Source organism: Paraburkholderia sp. 40, from assembly GCF_050434105.1.
Classification (GTDB): domain Bacteria; phylum Pseudomonadota; class Gammaproteobacteria; order Burkholderiales; family Burkholderiaceae; genus Paraburkholderia; species Paraburkholderia tuberum.
Window position 1 is genome coordinate 3,282,917 of record NZ_JBNPVY010000004.1, and the last position, 23,380, is coordinate 3,306,296.

17 protein-coding genes and 1 pseudogene are annotated in these 23,380 nt (G+C 58.1%); 15 read left to right on the plus strand and 3 right to left on the minus strand.

The annotated features are described in order from the left end of the window. Positions 1–384: 384 nt before the first annotated feature. The 3 genes from OKW28_RS37190 to OKW28_RS37200 are packed head-to-tail and all read right to left on the minus strand — an operon-like array spanning position 385 to position 4,311. On the minus strand, positions 385–2,265 hold the full coding sequence (locus OKW28_RS37190; RefSeq protein WP_090803332.1) for a polysaccharide biosynthesis protein: 1,881 nt from the start codon (positions 2,263–2,265) through the stop codon (positions 385–387). An 11-nt stretch (positions 2,266–2,276) separates the two neighbouring features. Then, a complete protein-coding gene (locus OKW28_RS37195) occupies positions 2,277–3,299 on the minus strand; it encodes an MraY family glycosyltransferase (RefSeq protein ID WP_429452846.1) in 1,023 nt (340 codons plus the stop codon). 52 nt (positions 3,300–3,351) lie between these two features. Continuing rightward, on the minus strand, positions 3,352–4,311 hold the full coding sequence (locus OKW28_RS37200; RefSeq protein ID WP_429452848.1) for an NAD-dependent epimerase/dehydratase family protein: 960 nt from the start codon (positions 4,309–4,311) through the stop codon (positions 3,352–3,354). A 598-nt stretch (positions 4,312–4,909) separates the two neighbouring features. Between OKW28_RS37200 and OKW28_RS37205 the strand changes: the two genes are divergently transcribed. The 15 genes and pseudogenes from OKW28_RS37205 to OKW28_RS37275 all read left to right on the plus strand — a co-directional run bounded on the left by OKW28_RS37205 (position 4,910) and on the right by OKW28_RS37275 (position 23,263). After that, positions 4,910–5,884, plus strand: coding sequence for a glycosyltransferase family 4 protein (locus tag OKW28_RS37205; RefSeq protein WP_429452850.1), 975 nt, complete (start codon positions 4,910–4,912; stop codon positions 5,882–5,884). Beyond that, complete coding sequence (locus OKW28_RS37210; RefSeq protein WP_429452852.1) at positions 5,881–8,052, plus strand: glycosyltransferase family 2 protein; 2,172 nt, start codon at positions 5,881–5,883, stop codon at positions 8,050–8,052. Before OKW28_RS37205 ends, OKW28_RS37210 begins: the two co-directional genes overlap by 4 nt. 3 nt (positions 8,053–8,055) lie before the next feature. After that, positions 8,056–11,013: a glycosyltransferase family 4 protein gene (locus tag OKW28_RS37215; RefSeq protein ID WP_429452854.1), complete on the plus strand. Its 2,958-nt coding sequence runs from the start codon at positions 8,056–8,058 to the stop codon at positions 11,011–11,013. Beyond that, the gene (locus tag OKW28_RS37220; protein WP_429452856.1) at positions 11,010–12,074 is read left to right on the plus strand and encodes a glycosyltransferase; all 1,065 of its coding nucleotides are present in this window, start codon (positions 11,010–11,012) and stop codon (positions 12,072–12,074) included. The genes OKW28_RS37215 and OKW28_RS37220 overlap by 4 nt, the downstream gene beginning before the upstream one ends. Continuing rightward, positions 12,071–13,054: a glycosyltransferase family 4 protein gene (locus OKW28_RS37225; protein WP_429452858.1), complete on the plus strand. Its 984-nt coding sequence runs from the start codon at positions 12,071–12,073 to the stop codon at positions 13,052–13,054. The genes OKW28_RS37220 and OKW28_RS37225 overlap by 4 nt, the downstream gene beginning before the upstream one ends. Before the next feature lies 1 nt (position 13,055). Beyond that, positions 13,056–14,114, plus strand: coding sequence for a glycosyltransferase (locus OKW28_RS37230; protein WP_429454584.1), 1,059 nt, complete (start codon positions 13,056–13,058; stop codon positions 14,112–14,114). A gap of 13 nt (positions 14,115–14,127) precedes the next feature. Further along, entirely contained in the window at positions 14,128–14,721 is a 594-nt protein-coding gene (locus tag OKW28_RS37235) for a histidine phosphatase family protein (protein WP_429452860.1), read from the plus strand. Beyond that, complete coding sequence (locus OKW28_RS37240) at positions 14,718–15,596, plus strand: hypothetical protein (RefSeq protein WP_429452862.1); 879 nt, start codon at positions 14,718–14,720, stop codon at positions 15,594–15,596. Before OKW28_RS37235 ends, OKW28_RS37240 begins: the two co-directional genes overlap by 4 nt. 1,395 nt (positions 15,597–16,991) lie before the next feature. Continuing rightward, positions 16,992–17,291, plus strand: coding sequence for an XRE family transcriptional regulator (locus OKW28_RS37245; protein WP_429452864.1), 300 nt, complete (start codon positions 16,992–16,994; stop codon positions 17,289–17,291). A gap of 103 nt (positions 17,292–17,394) precedes the next feature. Beyond that, positions 17,395–17,754: a hypothetical protein gene (locus OKW28_RS37250; RefSeq protein WP_429452866.1), complete on the plus strand. Its 360-nt coding sequence runs from the start codon at positions 17,395–17,397 to the stop codon at positions 17,752–17,754. A gap of 327 nt (positions 17,755–18,081) precedes the next feature. Then, positions 18,082–19,041 carry a class I SAM-dependent methyltransferase gene (locus OKW28_RS37255; protein ID WP_429452867.1) on the plus strand — a complete coding sequence of 320 codons (960 nt, stop codon included), beginning with the start codon at positions 18,082–18,084 and terminating at the stop codon, positions 19,039–19,041. Between the two features lie 263 nt (positions 19,042–19,304). Further along, the gene (locus tag OKW28_RS37260) at positions 19,305–20,201 is read left to right on the plus strand and encodes a class I SAM-dependent methyltransferase (RefSeq protein ID WP_429452869.1); all 897 of its coding nucleotides are present in this window, start codon (positions 19,305–19,307) and stop codon (positions 20,199–20,201) included. A gap of 52 nt (positions 20,202–20,253) precedes the next feature. Beyond that, positions 20,254–20,847 carry a hypothetical protein gene (locus tag OKW28_RS37265; RefSeq protein ID WP_429452871.1) on the plus strand — a complete coding sequence of 198 codons (594 nt, stop codon included), beginning with the start codon at positions 20,254–20,256 and terminating at the stop codon, positions 20,845–20,847. Positions 20,848–20,879: 32 nt separating this feature from the next. Continuing rightward, positions 20,880–21,742: pseudogene (locus OKW28_RS37270) on the plus strand (IS30 family transposase); the annotation flags it as partial. Positions 21,743–22,003: 261 nt separating this feature from the next. After that, positions 22,004–23,263, plus strand: coding sequence for an IS110 family transposase (locus OKW28_RS37275; RefSeq protein ID WP_429454586.1), 1,260 nt, complete (start codon positions 22,004–22,006; stop codon positions 23,261–23,263). The last annotated feature ends 117 nt before the right edge of the window (positions 23,264–23,380 follow it).

Sequence of the window (23,380 nt, forward strand, 5' to 3'; positions counted from 1 at the left end):
GTGCCGCTGGAGCGCTACAGGTCGATTCCGGAATTGCCGCCTCTTTCGCCCGGACAAAAAAAACGCGCCTCAAGGGCGCGCACAACCTTTGCATCACAGAAAAAGAGCCAACAGAGCCGCCACCTCAGCAGGAATGACATACCGGGCGGCGACGGTTCAATGCTAGGTGTATGTGCCGGGCGCAGGCTTCGGACAACTCCGGAAAGCCGAGGCGTGCACGATGGTCGTCAACTCTCCTGGGCAAAAATAAAAAAGCCCCAGCAGATCTGTAGGGGCTCTTATCGACAAACATCCGACGGCCAATTTCAACGGGTCAAATGACCTGCCCTCGCGGGTACCGATTCAATGCTTCGACTACTCCGATGACTCGCGGCGGCGGAACGCCTACGACACCCGCGTCGCCGGCGCCACACTACGCAGCGTCGTCGCCGTCGCCGGCAGATACTCCGGCACCCAGCGCCGCAGATCGCGCCGCACTTCATCGTCGGCCGGCACGCGATGCTGCATCAGCCACGGCAGCAGATTGTCGATCAGGCTGTCCGGCACCTCGCGCGCCTGTGCGATGCGCAGCTTCGGATGCGGCGTGCGCGTGGTGGTTTCGTCGTCCGCGAGCAGTTCCTCGTAGAGCTTCTCGCCCGGACGCAAGCCCGTGAACACGACGCGAATCTGCTCTTCGGTGAAACCGTACAGGCGGATCAGATCGTGCGCGAGATCGGCGATTCGCACCGGCTTGCCCATGTCGAGAATGAAAATCTCGCCGCCGCGCCCCATGCTCGACGCCTGCAACACGAGTTGCGACGCCTCCGGAATCGTCATGAAGAAACGCGTGATTTCCGGATGCGTGACGGTCACCGGCCCGCCGCGCGCGATCTGCTCCTGGAACTTCGGAATCACGCTGCCCGCGCTGCCGAGCACGTTGCCGAAGCGCACCGTCTCGAACTGCGTGCGCCGCGCGCCCTGCTGCTGCAGCGCCGAGCACGCCATCTCCGCGAGCCGCTTGCTCGCGCCCATCACGTTGGTCGGGTTGACCGCCTTGTCGGTCGAGATCAGCACGAAATGCGCGACGTCGTGGCGAATCGCCGCGCGCGCGACGCGGTACGTGCCAAGCACGTTGTTGCGCACCGCCTGCCACGTGTTGACCTCTTCCATCAACGGCACATGCTTGTAGGCCGCCGCATGAAACACGATGTGCGGACAGTAGCGCGCCATCACCTGATCGAGCAGCAGCGAGTCCTTCACGTCGCCGACGATCGGCACCACCGACACTTCCGGATATTTGTCGCGCAGCTCTTCGTTCAGCCGATAGATCGAGAACTCGGAGATGTCGAACGCGACCAGTTGCACCGGACCGAAGCGCAGGATCTGCCGGCATAGCTCCGAGCCGATCGAGCCGCCCGCGCCCGTCACCATCACGACGCGGTTTTTCAGCAGCGCGGCGACGTGCTCGGTGTCGATCGTCACCGGGTCACGGCCGAGCAGGTCTTCGAGATCGATCTGCCGCACGCGCGACAGGAACGCCTGACCTTGCGTGAGCGGCGTGAGCGCGGGCAGCGTCATCGCGCGTACGCCGGCGCGCACGCACAGCGTGGCGATGCGCCGATGCGCCTCCACCGACGCCGACGGCACCGCGATGATCACATGCTCGACCTTCAGCTCCGTGCAGATTTTCTGCAGATCGCTGATCGCACCAACCACGCGATAGCCGTAGATTTCACGGCCCTGCTTGATCGGATCGTCGTCGAGCAGACCGACGAGGCGCCATTGGCCCGAGCGCTTCAGCTCGCGCACGAGGTTCGCGCCGGCATTGCCCGCGCCGAGCACGAGCACCGGCTTGCCCTGGCCGACCAGCCCGCCGTAGCGATAGAACTCCTTGGCCGCGCGATACAGCGCGCGTGAGCCGCCCATCGTCAGGAACAGCAGCATCGGCGACACGATCAGCACCGAGCGCGGCACGACCGGCGCCGGCTGCAACAGCGCCGAGCCGATCACGACGACGAGCGCGCCGACGCCGATCGCTTTCGCGATCCGCACGAGATCGGGCAGGCTCGCGAACACCCACATGCCGCGATAGAGGCCGTAGCCGCGAAACATCACCGCGTAGATCAGCAGCACCCACACGAGCGCATGCAGCCCGCTCGACCAGAACGGCGCGGGCACCGGTCCGTTGAACCGGATCACATAGGCCAGCAGCCAGGCCATTGCCACCGCGCACAGGTCGAACGCAAACGCACTGAACGAAAGCCATCTGGCTTTGAAGCTTTTCATTGCGCAGAACCTCAGATTGGCCCGGAACGGGACACATGGCGCCGCCAGCGGCGATCAATACACAGCCCCGCGACGACCAGCACGGCAGCCCATGCGACGACAACCAGCCATTGATACAGAAGAGCGAATTGTAGCGCCCAGATAGCAAGCATTATGCCCGCCGCCATGAACAAATACCAAATCCACGCGGTCGATGCGTGCCCCAAACCCGACTGCACCAGTCTTTGATAGTAGTGTTCACGATGCGCCTGCCAAAATTTTTCACCGCGCAGCAGGCGCTTGAGCAGCGTGACCGACGCATCGCCGATGAACGGCGCGAAGCACAGCGCCGGAAACCACACCGGCCATACACCCTCGCGCCACCCCCAATAGCCGAGCGCGCCGGCCAGAAAGCCGAGCGGGATCGAGCCGGCGTCACCGAGAAAGATGCGCGCTGGGTGAAAGTTGAACAGCAGAAAGCCCGCGGCCGCGCCTGTGACGATCAGGCTCGCCGTCGCGAGCGCCGGGTCCGCGTGCGACGACAGCGAGGCGGCCACCGCATAGCCGCCGAAGCCGAACAGCGCCATGCCGCCCGCGAGGCCGTCCGAGCCGTCCATGAAGTTGTAGAGATTGACGAGCCACACGAGTAGAACCGCCATGCACGCGAGCGCCCACCACGGCACGTCGGCCGGATAGACGGCGATCAGTGCCGCCACCGCCGCCGCATGACCGCCGAAGCGCACGCGTGCGGGCAGGCCACGTCGATCGTCGATCTGCGATAGCGCCGCGAGCAGCGCCGCGGCAAGCGCGGGCAGCCACAGCGACGGCGCCGCCAGCGCGATCAGCAGCACCGCGACCGGCACGATGCCCCAGCCGCCGACACGCGGCGTCGGGCGCGCGTGCAGCGAGCGGTCGTTGGGGACGTCGGTGGCGAGCCGCCACGCGAGGCCGGTGCGCAGCAGCGTCCACAGGATCGCCGCACAGGCGGCGAGCGCGGCGACGCCCCACGGCAGTAGAGAGACGACGGAAGAGGCGGAGTGTGCAGCGAGCGGCATCGATAGCGTTAGCGGGTCAGGTCGGAGTCATCAAGGCGGGTTCAACACGTGGTCAATGTGTCGAGCGATACCACGCCGCGGTTTCGAGCAGCCCATGCTCGACCGTATGCGGCGCAGACCAGTTCAGACATTCGCGGATATGCGAACTGTCGACGCGCAGTTCGCCGATCAATCGATCGATCTGCGCCGAGCGGCCGGTCAGGCGACCCGCGAGACGCAGCAGGCTGGCCGGCACCGGCACGAGCCGCGCGGGCACGTGAAGCTGCGTGGCCAGCAGACGCGCGAGTTCCGGCACGCTGAGGTCGCGGCCGTCGGTCACATGGAAGGTTTCGCCGGCCGCGCGCGGATCAGTCGCGCAATGCACGAGCGCGTCCGCGAGGTTATCGACGAACACGAGGCTGCGCAGCGCGCTGAGCGCGCCGAGCGGCAACGGAATGCCTCTCGCGACCGCGTTCATCAGCTGCAGGAAGTTCGCGCGCACGCCCGGCCCGTAGACCAGCGGCGGCCGCACCACGACGACTTCGAGACCCGTCGAGCGGCCGTAGTCGAACAGCGCGCGCTCGGCTTCCAGTTTCGAGATGCCATACGCATCGGACGGCGCGGGCTGATCCGTTTCGGCGATCGGCCGGCCGCTGCTCGCCTCGCCCATCGCCTTGATGCTGCTGACGAACACGAAGCGCCTCGCGCCCGCGCGCCGCGCCGCGGCCGCGACGCGCAAGCTGCCCTCGACATTGGTCGCGCGATAGGCGGCGAGCGGCTCGGTCAGGGTCTCCCGCATCACGTGCACGCGCGACGCCAGATGGATCACCGCATCGCAAGTGAGCGCGACCGGCCAGCGCTGGTCGATGCCCGCAAAGTCTTCGGTATCGAGCAGCCATTCGCGCACGCCCTCGGCGGCCGTCTGCGGCCGGCGCACCGCGCCAGTCACGCTATCGCCCCGCCGCAGCAACGCGCGGGACACCACCTGGCCGACGAAGCCGTTGGCGCCAGTGATGAGGATCTGCAGACTCATCTACGCCCCCTCCGAAACGCGATGTTGCCCGCGCCGAGTTGCTTCCACGCGCGCTGGCGGTCGCCATCGAAACTCAAGGCGACCGGCAACGGCGGAAAAGACGATTGAGACACGATACAATCTGGCATTCACGGTGCTTTCTCAGGAAATCTGACTGGGAACGTATTGTATGCGGGCGATCCCCGACGCGGCCCGCTAGTCGTAAGGTTTAAGAGCTAGTGCCGGCTGCCGCGACGCCGCCTGCAACACCCAACGCGTCGCCAACGCTTGAGGCCGTGATAATAAAACGGACGTGCGCCCGCTGGTGCGCCGTTCGTACACTTGGTAACAACTCAACCATATCCGCGCATGTGGAATTTGTGGTATCGATCCGACGTGCTCGGCGACTGCACAATCGCGCTTGCCCGTGGGCTGCCCCCGCCCTACCCAACAACGAGCCAGCGCTCGATTGGCACGGAACCGCGCAGCACATCCCTGCGAACATTCCCGATCATGCCGCCCAAGCCACATTTGCGCCTCGTGCCCGACGCTACAGCGGTGCAGTACGATGCCCCGGCATGGCGAAAAGAAAACGTTTGAGCAAAATTGAGTCCCTTTTATGAAAGTGCTGTTCGCCACCTACCCTATGGCTTTCCATACCCCCGGCGGCGGAGAAATCCAACTGCTTGCCTATTACAAGCATCTGCGCGCACAAGGTGTGGACGTCAGTTTGTTCGATCCTTGGAATCCACGATTCGTCGATCACGACGTCGTTCACTTTTTCTCGTGCGTCGGTGGCTCAGTTCACTTCTGTAACTTTGTTAAACAACTGGGGTTACCGCTAGTAGTTTCGTCTAGTCTTTGGGTAACGGAAGCAACCAAACACCTTTACCCGATTGCCGAGATTCATCACCAGTTCTCGTTGGCGGACCGAGTGGTGGCGAACTCCGACATTGAGTGCGAGACCCTAGCAAGAATTTTCAATTTGTCACGGGAGAAATTCGTGACGGTATTGAACGGTGTCGAGAACGCGTTCTACGAACATATCTCCTCAACGCTGTTCCGCTCCCGCTTCAATCTGCACGAGAAATTCGTTCTGAATGTCGGTAATATCGAGCCACGCAAAAATCAGCTGCAACTAGTTAGAGCAATGAAGTCGGTGCCGGATCTGAAACTTGTATTGATCGGCCACGAACGCGACCCAGCTTATGCACGCGCTTGCCGCGATGAAGGGGGCGACCAAGTCATCTATCTCGGCCCACTGCCACACGACTCCGAACTGCTACGCTCGGCCTACACCGCCTGCGAAGTATTCTGCTTGCCCAGCACGCTCGAGACGCCGGGACTCGCCGCTTTGGAAGCGTACGCAGCCGGATGCCGGACGGCGATTACAGAAGTGGGTTCGACAAAGGAGTATTTCGGCGACCAAGTCGAATACCTCGATCCCGCAAATCCTGGCAGCATTGTGGTCGCGATCCGTAATGCCGCTGCCGCGGACAAGAAGTCCCGAGCCAATCGCGATCCGCATCAATTAAATTGGCAGACCGTGGTTCAGCCCCTGCAGTCCATCTATAGCTCCCTGACGACAAAATGAAATTTGATTTAAAACCACTAAGCAATGTCGAGGCCTCCGCCGTCCCGCCCTTCAACTGGAACGCGACGAACGGTGACCCTCAGTTCTCGATCTCGAATTGGGAGATCTTGCGCGGGCGCGCCTTGCGAATTTCATTCCGTTTGTTGACGAGCAATTCGCGTCGATCCGTCTGCATTTTCTACATGGATACCGGTGCCGGTTTGTCGGAGCAAAATGCGTTACGACTGTCCGTCGATGCCGATGGCAATGTGGATCAGGAAATTGCATTCCCGGAAAGCTTGCGAGACCTGCGGTTCGACCCTCTTGCGCATCCCGGTCTCTTTGCCCTTATCGACTTCAACATCGAGATCCTTGCCCGTTCGAACGAACAGATCAAGCGCCTGCTGGATTCGTATCACATTGTGCCCACTCATACCGGCGCACTCGATCAGTTAGGCAATCCGGTCACCGAGCTAACTTATGGTAACTGGATCAAGATCAACGAGATCCCTGAGCAAAGATATAACCTCATCCGTGATCGCATCACATCGTGGGATCATAAGCCGCTCGTCAGCATCGTGATGCCAACCTATCAGACACCCGAGAAATGGCTGAGGAAGGCAATCGAGTCGGTGCTTCATCAAGTTTACGAAAATTGGGAATTTTGTATCGCGGACGATTGCTCCGCGACACCTCACGTGAAAGATATTCTTGAAGAGTACGCGGCTAAAGATCCGCGCTTCAAAGTAACCTATCGCGCCCAAAACGGTCACATCAGTGCTGCAACCAACACGGCGCTCGAGATGGCAACTGGTGAGTTCGTCGGGCTTCTCGATCACGACGATGAACTGCACCCATTGGCGCTCTTTTACGTAGCCGAGGCAATTCGTGCATTCCCGAGCGCTGCCCTGATTTATAGTGACGAAGACAAGATCTCCATCGAAGGCGCACGATCGGAACCGTACTTTAAATGCGATTTCAACTACGACCTATTCCTGAACCAGAATATGATTTGCCATTTTGGGGCCTACAAAACGTCGGTACTGAAGGAAATCGGCGGATTCAGAATTGGCTTCGAAGGCGCACAGGACTACGACCTCGCACTGCGAGTGCTTGACAAGGCAGGTGCACAGAACATTTACCACATTCCGCGGGTGCTGTATCACTGGCGCGTGATTCCAGAAAGTACTGCGTGCACTCACGAAGCCAAACCTTACGCGGTGTCTGCTGCTGCACGCGCACTTGCCGAGCACCTCGAACGCAACAATGTCGCCGGCGAGGTCGAACCTGCGCCCGACGCTCCCGCGTTCAACAAGGTCAGCTACAACATTCCCGCCCCGCACCCTCGCGTAGAGATTATTATTCCGACGCGAGATGCAGCGGGTCTCGTCCGTCAGTGCGTGAACTCGATCCGCGAAAAGACCGTCTACGACAATTACCTCATCACGATTATCGACAACGGGTCAACGGAACAGGAGACATTCGACCTGTTTGCAACCTTCAAGGATGACGAGCACATCCGCGTCGTTAGAGACGATTCGCCCTTCAACTACTCCGCACTGAACAATCGCATTGGACTGGCGAGCGAAGCCGACTTCGTTTGCCTGATGAATAACGACATTGAAGTTATCACGGCAACGTGGTTGTACGAAATGATGTCGATCGCCATTCAACCGGGCGTGGGCGCGGTTGGCGCAAAGCTTCTCTATCCGAACGACACGCTTCAGCATGGAGGCGTCATCATCGGCCTGGGCGGCGTTGCTGGACACTCCCACAAGCACTCCGAGCGCAAGGCACCAGGTTACTTCTTCCGTACGCTATTGCGTAGCCAGATGACCGCTGTCACCGCCGCGTGCCTGGTTGTCCGCACGTCCATCTTCAGGGAGGTCGGCGGACTCGACGAGAAGCTGCAAGTCGCGTTTAACGACGTCGATTTCTGTTTGCGCGTGCGGAAGGCGGGCCACCGGAACGTTTGGACGCCCTACGCGGAGCTCTATCATCACGAGTCGGCGTCGCGTGGCTACGAAGACACGCCCGAAAAGATTGCCCGCTTTGATGCAGAGGTTGCATTTGTCAAACAGCGCTGGGGCGAAGTATTGCTTAACGATCCGTGCTATTCGCCAAATCTTAGTCTGGACACCGAAGATTTTTCCATGGCTTGGCATTCACGCGTTCCGGACTTTCTATAACAGATGACTTCGCATACCGAATGGCTCAAGGATTGTCGCCACCCGTCATCGGGTGAACCGTTCTCTCTGCCCAACGCAATCTACTTTCTGATCAAATTCCGTGCAGATCTTGCACATTTCAAATACAAATCCATCAAGGACCGAATGGTGCTTTATTTCTGGTGGAATTCGGTTGGAAAGGGGAATTACCCGGACTTTCAATGGGTTCTGCGGCCGTTGGACGTCGCGTATATTCAAGATCTCGATACGAAGACGCTGCTCACCGAATACCAGGAATGCATCGCTCATTGGCTCCGCGGCGCGTCGCCTGACGTCTTAGAGGAGGAGCCACTCGTCCAGGCCCTCATGGAGACCGAGGGCTTTATGGGAACGAGTAACATCGAGTTCCCACGCTTTCTCAATCTGATCATTCGGAATCGTCCAGACCTGCACCGGTATCTAACGCTGGATCAGTTCCCTAGACAACTGGCGAGTCTCGACTGGTGGGAAAAACACGGCCAATTCGAGTACCCAAAGATCACGTGGTCGTCTGCACGCGCCTATGCATCGCTGAATCAACTCGAAAAGCACGAATCATACGGAGTCTTGTGCTTTCCGCGCTTCCTGCCGCTCATCCTCGAGAGCCGGTCCGACCTTAAAGCCAATATCGATCTGTCGACGTTGCCAGGTCAGCTCGCCGCGGTGACGTGGTGGGAAAGACATGGTCAGAAGGAATACCCGAACCTCACTTGGTCGACTGCACAAACCATCGATTATCTGAATGAACCCGACGAGGCCGTTCTATTCGGCAACATTCATTTCCCTCACTTCCTGCCGCTAGTCATCAAGCATCGCGCGGATTTGAAGGATATCGATCTGACAACGTTTGAGGGCCGGCTCGCGGCGGTGACGTGGTGGGAAAAACATGGTCGGCAGGAATACCCGAACTTCACGTGGTCGACTGCACAGACCATCGATTATCTGAATGAACCCGACGAGGCCGTTCTATTCGCCAACATTCATTTCCCTCACTTCCTGCCCCTAGTCATCAAGCATCGTGCGGATTTGAAGGATATCGATCTGACAACGTTCCCGGGCCAGCTTGCGGCGATCAACTGGTGGAACAACCATGGTCAGCAGGAATACCCGGATCTGGTCTGGTCTACGGCACAGATTTCGAACCTTCTCGACCAGATGGATGACATCGGAGGATTGCCGGATCAACGCTTTCCTCGCTTCCTTCCATTGATCATCAAGCATCGCCCCGATCTTCAGAGGAGCCTCGACCTTAGAACCGCTCAGGGACAACTGACAGCGATCGGCTGGTGGGAAACACACGGAAAAGTCGAGTTCCCCATGCTGCAATGGTCGACGTCCTCGATCATCGGATATTTTGAGGAATTCGACAAAGCGATCGATGGCAATCTGATGCAAGTTCCACGTTTTGTGACGCTTCTAATCGATGCCCGTCCGGACCTGCAACAGAATATTGACATCGCTACTTTCACGGGCCAGGTCAACTGTCTGCAATGGTGGCAAAACAGCGGAGTACGAGAATACCCTTATCTACGATGGGCGACCTCGGACGTACTCGATCAGTTGGTAAAACTGACTGAATCGTCTGTCAATGGTCTGATCGGATTACCACGATTTCTCCTATGGATTCGCGACGAACGTCCCGATCTGCAAACAGCCTTCGATGTGTCGACCAATGCCGGCAGGCGGCACCTCGTGCACTGGTGGCAAGGCAGCGGGCGGAATGAATATCGAGCACTTAGCGGCCTTTCAGTGAGCATACCGAATGAAGATTCGCGCGAGGAAGAGAACCAGTGCGCCGTATCGATATCACCCCTCAATCGAGCACGGCCGTTCGGGATCAATATCGTTGGATTCCCGCAAGGCGTTCTCGGCCTGGGTGAGGATGCAAGAACCGCGGCGCGCGCACTTACGACTGCCTCGATACCATCGGTGCTTGTCAACGCGCCCATGATTGGGCCGCCCAAGCTCGACATGTCGATCAGTCATCTGTTGAGCGAAGACCTCAAGCACAGCGTCAGTTTATTTTGCTTGCCACCCCCTGAGATGTTGCGACTTTCCCTCGAAGGCGGCCGAAAGATCATCGAGTCGGACACGTACAAGATCGGTAGCTGGCCGTGGGAACTGCCGCAATGGCCTAGCGCGTTTGGCAAGGTCCATACGTTTGTGGACGAGTTGTGGGCGCAAAGCAAGTTCGTTCAGACTACCTTTGCGCGCCAAAGGGAAACGCCTGTCTATCATATGCCGATGGCGGTCGAAGTCCCGCCTCCCGCAGCAGCCGTGCGTAGTCGTTTCAAGCTGCCAGAGAATACGTTCCTGTTTTATCTCATGTTCGATGGCAACTCCTGGCTCACACGGAAGAATCCAGTGGCCGGGGTGCGCGCGTTTCAGGAAGCCTTCGGCAGCGGCCAAAGCGGCGTTGGCCTCGTCGTCAAAGCGATGAACATTCGCGAAGACGATCCAATCTGGCGCGAAGTTGCTGATATTGCGGCGCAAGATAGCCGCGTTCATCTTATTTCTGAACGTTTGACCCGGCAGGACACCATCGACTTCATGGCCTGTTGCGACGCATACATCTCGCTGCATAGGAGCGAGGGATTCGGTCGCGTAATTGCCGAGGCAATGGCAATCGGGCAACCCGTCGTCGTGACGAACTTTTCGGGCAATGTCGACTTTTGCAACGCCGACACGTCGTACCTGGTGGACGGCGAGCTGGTCCCTTTGCGACAAGGCGATTATCTCTTCCATGAAGGGCAGTACTGGTGCGACCCTGATGTGTCTACGGCGGCGCGTCAGCTCGTACGCGTACTCGATGACGCGAACGAGAGGGAGCGCATCGCGGCAGCGGGGACACTCCTGATCCGGGACAATTACTCGATTGAGGCCGTCGGCAGAGCTTATGCGAAACGTCTGGCGGAAATTCGTTCGGAGGGATCGTCCCAATGAAACTCCGGATCTGTGCCCCAGATATCTTTGCAGGCGACGCGGTCGGCAATCATTGCATTGGCATTGCCAGAACAGCGATGCGCTTTGGCATGCAAGCGGAGCTCTATGCGCAGCGCTTCGACGCGACGGTACTGCATATTCAACCACTGTCGAACCTGTTCGATCAAATCGACGCGGACGACGTGTTGCTCGTCAGTTATTCGATATTCGATCCATTCCTCGAACAACTGCTCGCACTTCCCTGCCGCAAGCTTTGTTATTTTCACGGAGTAACCGACCCGGACTTGTTGCGTGAATTCGAACCCCGGACCGCGGATCTCTGCGAGGCATCGCTCGCACAATTTCCGCTGCTTTCGCGCTTCCAATCCTTCATAGCAAATTCGCATTCGACGGCACGCAGCGTGGCCGAATGGATTGCCCCAACCTCGATTACAATCGTTCCACCTGTTTTCGCCGACATGCCTGTATTTCTACGCACGCCGACGAGACGGGCGGAGCAACGGCTGCAGCCGGATCTGATGGTAGTCGGGCGCGTCGTCCCGCACAAATGCGTGGAAGACGCTATCAAGGTGCTTGCGCTCCTGCACGAGCGTAAGCTGAAGTTCACACTTTCGATCGTCGGCAGCATGCCGAACTATGATTATTCAAAGTTCCTCGTCAATCAGGCACGATCTCTTAGCGTACTTGATTACGTCAACTTCCTAGGAATGGTGGACGATGAAGATTTGCTCGATTGCTATGACAGATCGAGCGGTCTGTTGGTAATGAGTCGACACGAAGGCTTCTGCGTTCCCGTGCTCGAAGCCATGCATTTCGGCAAACCAGTATTCATTCGCGGTGGGACAGCCGTGCAGGAATTGTGTAGACCGGAAAGCGTGTTCGACCCCCATGCGCCGCTCGCGGGATGGGCGGATGCCATTGCCTCGCGACTGGCCGATCCGGTTCACGTCGACGCGTCCGCTCGTGAGGAAATAACGCGCTCGCAAGAAATATTGCTCCGTACCGACACTTCGGTGTGGCAACAGATACTGTTGGCAGGCAGCGAAAGAGGCGACACATGACCGGCTTAAAATTCCTCCTGACGACCTACAGCACCGCCTTTACTGTCAGTGGTGGCGGTGAATCGGAGTTGGTTCAGGTAGCTGAAATACTCAAATCCTGTGGAGTTCACACCGATATCTACGGGATCGGCAGCCGCCCGCTCAGCTTCTACGACGGCATCATCCACTTCTCCGTCCACGCCGACGGCGAAGCGATCTTGCGCGAAGCGCGGCACAGGGCCAAGCCCATTTTCCTGTGGCCCAACGTATGGTGGACCGAAGCGCCCAGCCTAAACGAAGTCGAACGCATCAGCGCATTGACGCGCGACGCACATCGACTTGTTTTCAAATCCCAGGCCGAGCTGGACAACTTCAGCCAGTACATCGATGTGCCCGCCGAGAAGGTACGGGTGGTCCCGACGTGCGTGTCGAACCGCTTTCTTGTCGCAGCCGATTCCGACCTGTCGTCGACCATCTGCAGTGCCACCGATTTCGCACTCTGCCTTGGCCTGATCGAGCCGGTCAAGAACCAGCTCGAACTGATCCGTGCATTGAACGAGCTACGGATGGAAGGTGTGTTCGTGGGCGGAGCACGAGACGGAGAATACTATCGCCGATGCGTCGAGGAGGCACATTCCGGCATCACCTTCCTGCCCTTCGTGCAGCCATGCAGCGCTTTGTTGCGATCGATTATCGCGAACTGCTCAGTCATGGTGGAAGTGAGCATCGATCCGCCCGGTAGGTCAAGTCTGGAGGGAGCGATCATGCGCAAGCCGCTCGTGATCGCCGACGGCCCCTGGCAGCGCGAGCACTTTGCCGACGGTGTCTGGTACGCCCCGACGGATTCGGCGCAGCAGCTAGCTAGCGTAATCCGGCAAGTGATCACCTCCCCGGATCGTGAAGAGAAACTCTTGCAAACGCATGCACGCGTGATGGAGCGGCATTCGGCCTCGATCATTGGCCCGCGGTTCGCCGAGATGCTGGCACGTGAAAGTATCTGATATGCCAAGAATTCCGCGCGTACTGGTAGTACAACGAATCTCGCTTTCGCACGATCGGCTTATGTCGAGGTCGATTGCCGCCCGTTTCGGCCCGCTGCTCGGTTATATGGCAAACGAGGGTTTGATCGAATGGGAGCAGATCGTCGAAGCCGACATCACCGTCGGACATCTGCGCAGATTTGACGCCGTTCTCTTCAACAAGCACACGTCTCGCCGGGCGCTGGACGTGATGCGCATGGCCAACGACCTCGGTTTGCGTACCATCTATGATCTAGATGACTGGATCATAGACTTGCCGATGTACAGCGTGACCGATCTGAACGATGACTTGCTGGCGAACATCACCTGGCTGCTGCGTAACGCGACCATCGCCACGGTGTCGAACGAGACGCTGCGACGCAAGCTTCATCGCATCCGTCCGACAGTCTCGATCATTCCAAACGGCTTCGACCATCGTGCGATTCCGACGAATCCTGAACACTGGCACGAGGCGCAGCCGCCGAAGATCCTGTTCTCGAACACAGATGGGATTAAACTCGTGCACTTCAGGAGGGACTTCTTCGAGGTACTGGTTGAATTCATGAACCGACACCCGGAGCTCTTGCTGGAATTCTGGGGAGACGGCTTTCCGGAAATGTCACGCATTCCGCGCTTGACCTCGAAAGGCTTCCTTGAGAATGCGACCTACAAGCGTGAGATCCGCGATGCAGGCTATCTCTTCTCAATCGTGCCGCTTGGCGGGCGAGAAGATCCCGAAGCGCTGTTCTTCAACAGTTGCAAGTCGTGCATCAAATACATCGACTACGGCAGCCTCGGTATACCGGCGATCTACTCGCGCTCGCCGGTATACGAAGATGCCATTACGCACGAGAAAACTGGATATCTCGTCAACAACACGGCCGACGAATGGGCCGAAGCGATGGAGCGCATGTACCAGGACGCCGCGTTGAGACAAAGGCTGAAACGTGAAGCATTCAACGATGTTCATCGACGGTTCACCCTGGCGCAACCCGCGCACACCCTGATTTCGCTGTTAACCAGCGACAACCCGAATCCGTAAACGCGCCCGCACCATGGACCTCTTACTCATCAGACACGGACAGTCGACCGCGAACGCAAACGGACTGCTGATCTCGAACGACCGGGATCCGCTGACGGATCTCGGGAGAACGCAATCCGAAAAGCTCGCGGCTACGCTCCAGCGTTTCGGTTATGCGCCCTCGCCGATCTATTCCAGCCCGTGGCGGCGCGCGCACCAGACAGCGCAGATCGTGTTCGGCGAACAGGCCAGGATGACGCTGGATTCGCGGCTTGCCGAAACACATCCTGGCACGTACGGCACCTGGAAAGAAGCGGATTTCAATGCCGCCTTTCCGGACTTCAACCACGACATCACCAATCGCTACGAAGGCGGCGAATCCCACCTCGAAATGACCGTGCGGGTGCGCGACTGGGTGGATAGCGAAGTGCTGCCGCGCGCCGCAGGAGCCGGCCTCATGGCGGCGGTGGCGCATGGCGGCCCGATCAGCGTAATTCTTCAGCACCTCCTCTGCATTCCGATCGAAGCGCGCTACCCCAGCTTTACCGTCCCCAACGCGTCAATAACGTACCTGAAGTGGCGCCCGGACTTGGGGCACTTTTGCGTTGAGCGTGTGGGCCAAGTATGAACGCGAAGATTGCAATCTACGAGCCGCTCTATGCACAAAATCAAGTGCTGGCGGACGCGGCTTTCATCCCGCTCAGACGGGACGGGAATGCGCGCCCAGAGTGGCGCGAGTTTGGCATCCTCGTCGACATGTACCGTCACGGCGTGCATTGCCAACATGACTTCACGGGACTGTTTTCGCCGAAATTCAGCCTGAAGGCGAAGATGTCCGGCGCGCAATTCATCGAGTTCGTGCAAACGAACTCCGATGCCGAAGTCTATTTCGTCAACCCGTTTCCCCAAATCGCGTACTGGTCGTTCAATGTCTGGATGCAGGGCGAGTACGCACATCCCGGCCTCGCGCACGCGGCTCAACTGCTCAGCGACGCGTGCAAACTGGGATGGCAAATCAAAGACACACCGAGACACGACCAGCGCTATGTGGCGTACAGCAATTTCTGGGTCGGCTCGCAGGTGTTCTGGGAGCGCTACGTGGGCGGCGTGCTTGTTCCGATCGCAGAGTTTCTCGAATCAGAACCAGAGAGTGGCGTCGCGCGCCACGTCATGGTGGACACGATCCACACGGACCCGGCGCCATTCCTGCCGTTCATCATCGAGCGCTTTTTCAGCACCTTCATTTCGACGCAGAAGGATTTGCGAGCCGCTGCTTACTCCTTCCCGCCTGAACAGGTGGCGAACTACTGCAACAGCGATTTCGAACGCCTTCTGTTGGAGCGCATGCGCAGTAAAGTCGATGCAGCCGATCGTGCGCAAGCGTTTTCGACAGATTTAGTCGAGCAGATGGATATGGTTTGTGCGTTGTGGCAGCAGCACTTTTTCGATTACTTTGAGCTGAGGCCACATCCACATACTATGATTACGGTCGCGCGGGGTTAAGAGCGAGCAGTGAGTCATGAGATCGCGCCCGAAAAACGAATCCCTTGCTCAGCGTTTTAACTCAAGCAAGGAGAGTTAAGAAGACGGTCAGGTCAAATCCTGAAAACCGGGTGTGTTATGTTTGCGCGAGCAAACAGAGCGCTTCGAACGCGGCCTTTGCCTGTGCGGTGCCCATGATGTAGTCAGCCCTGAAATATTGCGGAAGCCTTTCGCTGTGGGGCTTTTATGCCGCAATAGTGTTGTGGGAATTGCAGGGACCTGGCATATTGAAGCGTAAATCCTGTAATTCCTGACGAGGTGCGGATGGGTCCGAAGACACCTGTGAGCGAGGGAGAATTCTTCCGGCAACCACTGTGTGATCAGATCAACTTAGTGGATACGATGCTCCCAAGACCTTCAGCGCAACTCAAGATGGGATGGCTAGGCGCTTACCGGCTGCTTAGCAAACAGCGATGTCAACGGATCGATCGTCGGCATCAGGACCATGCATGCCCCTGTGATCGCGTTCTGTAACTTCTGTGCGGCCGTCGGTCCGGGTTGCGTGGCGAGCGCGTCGTTTGAGTAACGCAACCGGCGACGAGGAAAGCGGACGCTGCAAGGCCTGCCGCAAGCAGCATAAGCTTTCTCATTTCGGGGTTTCCTTCGGATTGGATGCCCCTCGGCGCGGTGGGAGAATTACGACTGTGGGGGTGCTGCGGGTTTCAACGCGGTCGCGCGAGCGGCCTACTGCTGCGCGGGACGGTGAGCGCCGACTACGACGTCGCCGGCGAGCGACACCTGAATTTCGCAGGGATCTTTGCCTTTGGAGCACTCGTGCACGCCGCCGGCCCGGCGGCCGAAATGAAGTCTTTCGGGTTTATACGATCACCAACAGAAGTTTTACTGTGTCCGCCAGCCATGGTGGGAAGTAACCATGCACCCCGTGATAGGCGATCACTACAGTGAACATCACCTGTCGTAGGATAAATCGTCAAACTTGGGCAAGTCTGCAACAGAACCTCACAGCGCGCGCCGTCATCTCACTTCGCAACATACGTCCAATAGCGGTCGCGATCGCTTCAATCCTGTTTTCTTGCTTTCACAGGTGCTACCTGGTTTCCCGATTGCTGCGATCGATCCGGGCTTCAAGCCGTGAGAAGCGGCGCACCCGGCTTTCAATCGTTCTTCAGTATTTGCCTTCAATGTCTGTGACGCCTTCGGGTCTGACATGCGATCCCCGGAAATGAAAAAACCGTCGGGATGGTGGCTGTCGATTGATGTTATGCGACACTTGACACTAGCCCCCAAAGAGGCCATTTCATAGCACGTGGAGCCGTGCCGCCCATCCAGTAACCTCCGAAAGGAAGATGACGAAATGCAATTTTCGGGCCTGTGTGGAAAATATTGGGACCTCTTATGCGCTACGCGCCGCCGTCAACCCAAAGTCTCGCCATGTTGAAAGAGACGCTTGGGTACAAAGGCTCGCAGATGGCCGATCTGTTCGGTGTATCCAGCGACAAGCAGTGGCGGAAATACACCGGAGGAACCCGACCCCGGGAAGTCAGCGCGCACATGCTGTTTTTCGCCATGGCACGACTCATTCTCAAGCAGAAGGACATCGAGGCTGTGCTCGAAAAGATGCGCGAAGGCGGAGCGGAGATCGACCTGAACGCGTCCCCCGCTTCCCCGGAGCAGGATGGAGAGCCGCAGCCGTAGCGATGTCGCTCGGGTGCGCCGCCATATCGGGGCACGCTGAATCTATCTTCCAGATCAAAGCCGGGCCTCGGGCGTCACATCAGCCGTCAAGCTCGGCGACGGCATGCCTTACTCGAAGGGCTTCTCGCACGACACGCCGAACGGCTCTTTTGGCGGGCGCATTGACATCGTCCTGAATGCCGTCGAGGCGCATCCGCGTTCATGGACACCAGGCGTTCGGTTCCATCTCGACTACTACAACTTTGGCAAGGTCCGCTGGTCGAGCAAAAACCAGCAGGATGCAGCTGACTTCACCAATTTCGGTCTTGTCGCCAGCTATAATTCGTCAACACAGTCCTGCAACGACAACAATTGCGGTTCGTTCCGCCGGTTCGATTCGTCGGTCGGCATTCAGGCGATCGCGCCGACCGTCGAGCCCTATAGTGATCTTGGTGGATGCCGGCAACTTGGCGTCAAGACCTGACCGGCGCTGTATCGAAGCACATAGACGACAGTTGCGACTGGTTTCTCTGACGGCCCGTTCGGACCTGTTGGCGCACAAGAAACTCTCACGGACCAGCCGCACGTTCAAATCGGGGGGTGCTGGACGGCGCATCGGTCAAAAAAGGGACCGTTCTGCACACGCCTAAACTATCTCAACGCGCCGGTGATTGCAGCACTGACAAGAACGTCCCCGTCGGCAGCAAGGGTGAATGGATGAACTACGATTTCTAATCATAAGGCACGTTTTCTACAAGTTACCTAATCTTACGTTAAATTCCACACCAAAATTTCAGATCGAGGTAGAGATATGGCAGGCACGGAAACGGCGCGGCGCATGAATCATTTGGTTACGCCAGAGCGGTTCAATGAGGCTGCATATTTGCAAGAAAATCGCGACATTGCGCATGCGGTAAAGATCGGCCAATTCAAATCTGGTCTCGACCACTACGAGCAGTTCGGTCATTCGGAGGTCCGATTCCAACGTGGAGCACCAGATGATCTCGCTTCTCTTAAAGTAAATAAGCTGGCTCGGATTGGACAGATCGTGCGTGAAGACATGCCGGTGGTGCGCACCGATCTATCTTTCGACTTTCTCACGCCAGAACTGCGATCTCAATTCAACATCATTGATACCGATGTGATTAGTAGCAACGAGTACGATGACGATGTTCTGGCCTTAATCGATAAGCATCAAGACGGACTCGTCCTCGACTGCGGAGCAGGCAGCCGTTCGACTTACTATCAGAATGTAGTCAATTTTGAAATTGCGGCCTACCCATCGACTGACGTTCGAGGTGTTGGCGAGAAACTACCATTCAAAGATCACTCCTTTGACGCGGTCGTTTCGGTAGCGGTACTAGAACACGTTAAGGATCCCTGGGCCTGTGCCAATGAAATACTTCGCGTGCTGAAGCCAGGCGGCGATCTAATGGTTTGCGTCCCGTTCTTGCAGCCTCTTCACGGGTATCCACATCATTATTACAACATGAGCGGCCAGGGACTGAGGAATCTCTTCGGTGATGCCATCGAGGTGCGACGCCACGAAGTTCCATACAGCGTCACCCCCATCTGGACCTTGACTTGGATTCTGCAAAGCTGGGCGGATGGCCTAAGAGGTTCAACGCTTGACGAATTCAAGAAAATGAGGGTTTCCGACTTCCTGGACGGAGCGCTGCCGCATATCGATAAGCACTTCGTGACCGAGCTATCCCAAGAGAAAAATATGGAGTTGGCCTCGGCCACTGTGATCCACGCGGTAAAAGTCTAGTTACCCGTCGTCTTGGGCCGCAGGGAAGCACGGAGACGTTTCATGGCGATCCACACTGGGAAATCGGCGCACTCGTCAGCGCGTCAGTTGCGCGCGGTCCGATTTCGATCCGCTACAACTACGTGTTCGCGAAGCAGCGCAACTTTAGCGGAACGGGGGAAGTTACGAGCCTGCCGACTGGCGCGGCGCGCACGTCGTGACGTTGAACTACACCTTTTAGTCTAGAAACCACGCCTCTGCAATACAGATACTTCGAGGGCACCTTGAAAGAAAGCGAACTGGATCACTACACTACCGAGCCCCCAAGCCATGAGCTTGCCTGCTCTATTTTCGAAGGCTCCTGGAGCTCCGATGTCCCCGGCATCGGTCTCGGAGACGTTCCGGCTTTCAACGACCACCGCATACACTGGCTGGAAACGCAATGCGGTGGATTCGGAGGCAAGAGCATCCTTGAACTGGGCCCGCTGGAAGGTGGTCATACCTACATGATGGCAAGGGCCGGCGCATCGAATATCCTTTCAATTGAGTCGAATTCAAAGGCCTTTCTGAAGTGCCTTATCGTCCAGAACGCCTTGAAATTCAATGCGCAATTCATGTATGGGGACTTCAGGCCGATGCTCGCCAAGCGAGAAAGGAGATTCGATCTGATCCTCGCGAGCGGCGTCCTGTATCACATGACCGACCCAGTCGCTCTCCTTTCAGATATGGCCCGCGCATCAGATTCGATCTGCATCTGGACGCATTATTACGATCCGAATCTCGCAGGCACGAATGCTAGGATGAAGCGCCACGTCAGCCCCGATCCGACGCATACGCGCTTCGGTGACCGCCTTGTAGAGACACACCGGCATGACTATCTGGAATTTCTCACAAATGAGAAATTCGCGGGCGGATCGGCGCCGTACAGTCAATGGATGACACGAGATAGTCTATTAGGCGTTCTCGAGGATCTCGGAATGACCGCCATCACCGGTACTGAAGAATTTGATCATGAGGCGGGAGCGCACATCCTGGTATTTGCAACCCGCCTGCCGGGATACAGCGAAAATTCATACCTCACTAACAATCCAGACGTTGCTGCGGCAGTCGATGCAGGCCAGTTTAAATCGGGGGCCGAACATTATATCAGATACGGAAAATCGGAAGGACGGCAAATCTGAATAATAGCGCGAGAACGGGCGACGGAGGCGACGACCTATGCGGAGGATCCAATTGAAGAACAAGAAATTTCTTTCGGCGATACTGACACTCGCGTTATTTTGCACCTGCCTAACGACGTTCGCCCAGCGTCCGGTTTATCACTTCACGCCGAAGTTCGGTTGGGTTAACGATCCGAACGGCTTGATCGAAAAAGACGGCATCTATCACCTCTTCTATCAATACTACGGCGGGGGGTGGGCTTTACAAGACGGTCGTTTCAAAGATCCCCTTCAATGGGGGCCGATGCATTGGGGGCACGCCACAAGCACTGACCTCATACATTGGCACCAGTTACCAATAGCGCTTTATCCCGATAAGAAAATCGGCTCGCGCGACGTCGAAGGAATGATTTTTTCTGGCAGCGTTGTCTTCGATCGGGCCAACACGAGCGGATTGGGTACGAGAGAAAATCCGCCGCTAGTTGCCATCTACACCCTAGCTGACACCTTCGGACCCGGCAGTGGGCAGCGTCAAGCGATTGCATACAGCACTGACAGTGGAACAACCTGGACAAAGTACGCCGGAAATCCGGTACTTCCCTACAACAATTCCGAAACGTTTAGGGACCCGCAAGCCCTGTGGTTCGGTGGGCGGCCTCAAATCTGAAGTGCAACACCTGTTTCGTATAAGGTGTTGCGATGCACGAAAGAACTCAGTATCAACAACTTCAGCCTGAAGAGCGCCTGATCATTGCAAGTCTGCATCTGCAGGGTTCGAGTATCCGGGCCATGGCCCGGATACTCGGTCGCTCGCCAGCCACCGTTAGCCGTGAACTGGCGCGAAACAGCTTGCCTGCTGGCTACGCGTCCGTGTCGGCTGAAGCGCTCAGTGCCGCACGCCGCAGCGCGGGTCGCCGCCCCCCAAAGCTTTGCCTGCAAAGCGTCTGCTGGCGCATCGTTCTCACTCTGCTCGAGTGGAAATGGTCACCCCAGCAGATATCGGGCACACTGAAGCGTATGTATCGACCGACCCGACCCAGCAGGTTTCGCACGAAACCATCTACACGGCCATCTACGCCCAGCCGCGCGGCGAACTGCGCCGTCAGCTCATTGCGTGCTTGCGCCATGGCCACAGCACGCGCATGCCGCGTACACGGGGCACAGACCGGCGCGGACAGATTCCCGACATGGTCAGTATTCATGTGCGGCCGCCCGAAATCGAAGACCGACTGCTGCCTGGGCACTGGGAAGGCGACTTCATCAAGGGTGCCGGCAACCAGTCCTCGGTAGGCGTGCTGGTCGAACGGACCAGCCGTCTGGTGCTGCTTGCCAGGATGGAAGATGCCACCGCCGCTTCAGCGCTGGCCGGCTTCTCCGCCAAACTCAATTCGATTGTCGCGCCATTACGGCAGAGCTTCACCTACGACCAGGGCAAAGAAATGTCGCGGCATCAAGAACTCACCGCCGCAACCGGCGTGAAGGTGTACTTCTGCGACCCGCACAGTCCCTGGCAACGCGGCACTTGCGAAAACACCAACGGGCTGCTGCGCCAGTATCTGCCCAATATAGATAGTCCGTCCCGCCTTCCGTGATACTGGTCACAGCTGGCAGGTAGCTGCCAGCGAAAGCGGGACATGCACCCGTGGCCTACGAATAATCTGCCCCAACGTCCTGACGTTTGTGCCTTTAGCTTCGAGTCCATGGGTGCGCTTGCGCTCGAACGAATACTCAGGGTTCGCCGTGACACCGGCTCACTATATTGCCTTCGCTGAACGCAAGTATGCATGTCCCTGCAAGGCAATTTACCACTTGCGGAGGTTCACATGGCACCTCTATCGAATCAGCAGTTCACCGCTTATGTTGGCATCGACTGGGCAGACACGAAGCATGACATCTGCCTGCAGGCCGACGGCAACGCCAAGCGCGAGTTCGACTGCATCCCTCATCAGGTCGCGCGCATTGACGAATGGGCAAAGTTGTTACGCCAGCGCTTCGGTGGCCCGATCGCGATTGCCCTTGAACTGGCCAGGGGGCCAATCGTCGCTGCACTGCAGAAGTACGACTTCTTCGTGTTCTTCCCGATTAACCCGTCGACACTCGCCAAATATCGCGAGACGTTCAGACCAAGCCGCGCCAAGGACGATCCCACTGATGCAGAGTTGGCACTCGAACTTCTGCTGCGCCATCCGGAGCGGTTTGCTCCGCTCAGGCCACAGAGCGTCGCCATGCGTTCGCTATTGAGCCTGGTCGAGCAACGCCGCGAACTGGTCGGCGACAAGACCCGATTCACCAACCGCTTATGTGACACCCTCAAGCAGTATTACCCGCAGGCTCTCGAGTGGTTCGAGCAGAGAGATACGGTGCTCTTCTGCGACTTCCTCACCTGCTGGCCGACGCTCCTGACGGTCAGGCGCGCCCGCAGGACGACCCTTGAAGCGTTCTTCCATGCCCACAAGTGCCGTACCAGGCTGATCGCGGCACGTCTGGAATCGATCCGCGCCGCTATGCCCCTCACCGAAGACCCTGGCATCATCACGGCCTGCCGGTTGCACGTGCTGGCGCTGGTGGCGCAGCTGCGCACCGTGCTCTCGGCGATCGATGTGTTCGACAGGGAGATTGCGGCGGTCGCGCGGGCGCAACCTGACTTCGCCCTGTTTGACTGCCTGCCGGGCGCCGGCCCCCAAATGGCGCCGCGCCTGCTCGCGGCCTTTGGCGAGCAGCGCGACCGCTTCCACGGGGCTGATGAACTGCAGAAGTACACCGGCATTGCCCCCGTGACCGAACGTAGCGGCAAGAAGAGCTGGGTGCACTGGCGCTGGCAATGCCCGAAGTTCCTGCGCCAGACGTTCGTCGAATGGGCAGCCCAGACCATCAACAAATCGTTCTGGGCCGGCGCTTACTATCGGCAACAACGAGCGAAGGGCAGTACGCATCAGGCTGCCGTCAGGGCATTGGCGTTCAAGTGGATCCGGATCCTGTACCGGTGCTGGCAAACCAGAACGCCGTACGACGAGACCACCTACCTCAACGCCTTGAGGAAACGCGGTTCGCCACTGCTCAGGAACCTCGAACTTCCGGGGTAACCAGTTTCGGTGGCGGTTACGCAGTTGGATTCCGGATCGGTGGATTGCCTCCGTTGGACGCGATGTTGCCAGTTGTCCACGGCCGGCCGGCGGGTCGCCTCACGACCATGACGCTGG

Bases quoted from the DNA above. Each gene is read 5' to 3' on its own strand.
- OKW28_RS37255 (WP_429452867.1), top strand. From the start codon at position 18,082: ATGGCAGGCACGGAAACGGCGCGGCGCATGAATCATTTGGTTACGCCA.
- OKW28_RS37235 (WP_429452860.1), top strand. From the start codon at position 14,128: ATGGACCTCTTACTCATCAGACACGGACAGTCGACCGCGAACGCAAAC.
- OKW28_RS37275 (WP_429454586.1), top strand. From the start codon at position 22,004: ATGGCACCTCTATCGAATCAGCAGTTCACCGCTTATGTTGGCATCGAC.
- OKW28_RS37245 (WP_429452864.1), top strand. From the start codon at position 16,992: ATGCGCTACGCGCCGCCGTCAACCCAAAGTCTCGCCATGTTGAAAGAG.
- OKW28_RS37220 (WP_429452856.1), top strand. From the start codon at position 11,010: ATGAAACTCCGGATCTGTGCCCCAGATATCTTTGCAGGCGACGCGGTC.
- OKW28_RS37250 (WP_429452866.1), top strand. From the start codon at position 17,395: ATGCCTTACTCGAAGGGCTTCTCGCACGACACGCCGAACGGCTCTTTT.
- OKW28_RS37240 (WP_429452862.1), top strand. From the start codon at position 14,718: ATGAACGCGAAGATTGCAATCTACGAGCCGCTCTATGCACAAAATCAA.
- OKW28_RS37200 (WP_429452848.1), bottom strand. From the start codon at position 4,311: ATGAGTCTGCAGATCCTCATCACTGGCGCCAACGGCTTCGTCGGCCAG.
- OKW28_RS37215 (WP_429452854.1), top strand. From the start codon at position 8,056: ATGACTTCGCATACCGAATGGCTCAAGGATTGTCGCCACCCGTCATCG.
- OKW28_RS37205 (WP_429452850.1), top strand. From the start codon at position 4,910: ATGAAAGTGCTGTTCGCCACCTACCCTATGGCTTTCCATACCCCCGGC.
- OKW28_RS37225 (WP_429452858.1), top strand. From the start codon at position 12,071: ATGACCGGCTTAAAATTCCTCCTGACGACCTACAGCACCGCCTTTACT.
- OKW28_RS37190 (WP_090803332.1), bottom strand. From the start codon at position 2,265: ATGAAAAGCTTCAAAGCCAGATGGCTTTCGTTCAGTGCGTTTGCGTTC.
- OKW28_RS37210 (WP_429452852.1), top strand. From the start codon at position 5,881: ATGAAATTTGATTTAAAACCACTAAGCAATGTCGAGGCCTCCGCCGTC.
- OKW28_RS37230 (WP_429454584.1), top strand. From the start codon at position 13,056: ATGCCAAGAATTCCGCGCGTACTGGTAGTACAACGAATCTCGCTTTCG.
- OKW28_RS37195 (WP_429452846.1), bottom strand. From the start codon at position 3,299: ATGCCGCTCGCTGCACACTCCGCCTCTTCCGTCGTCTCTCTACTGCCG.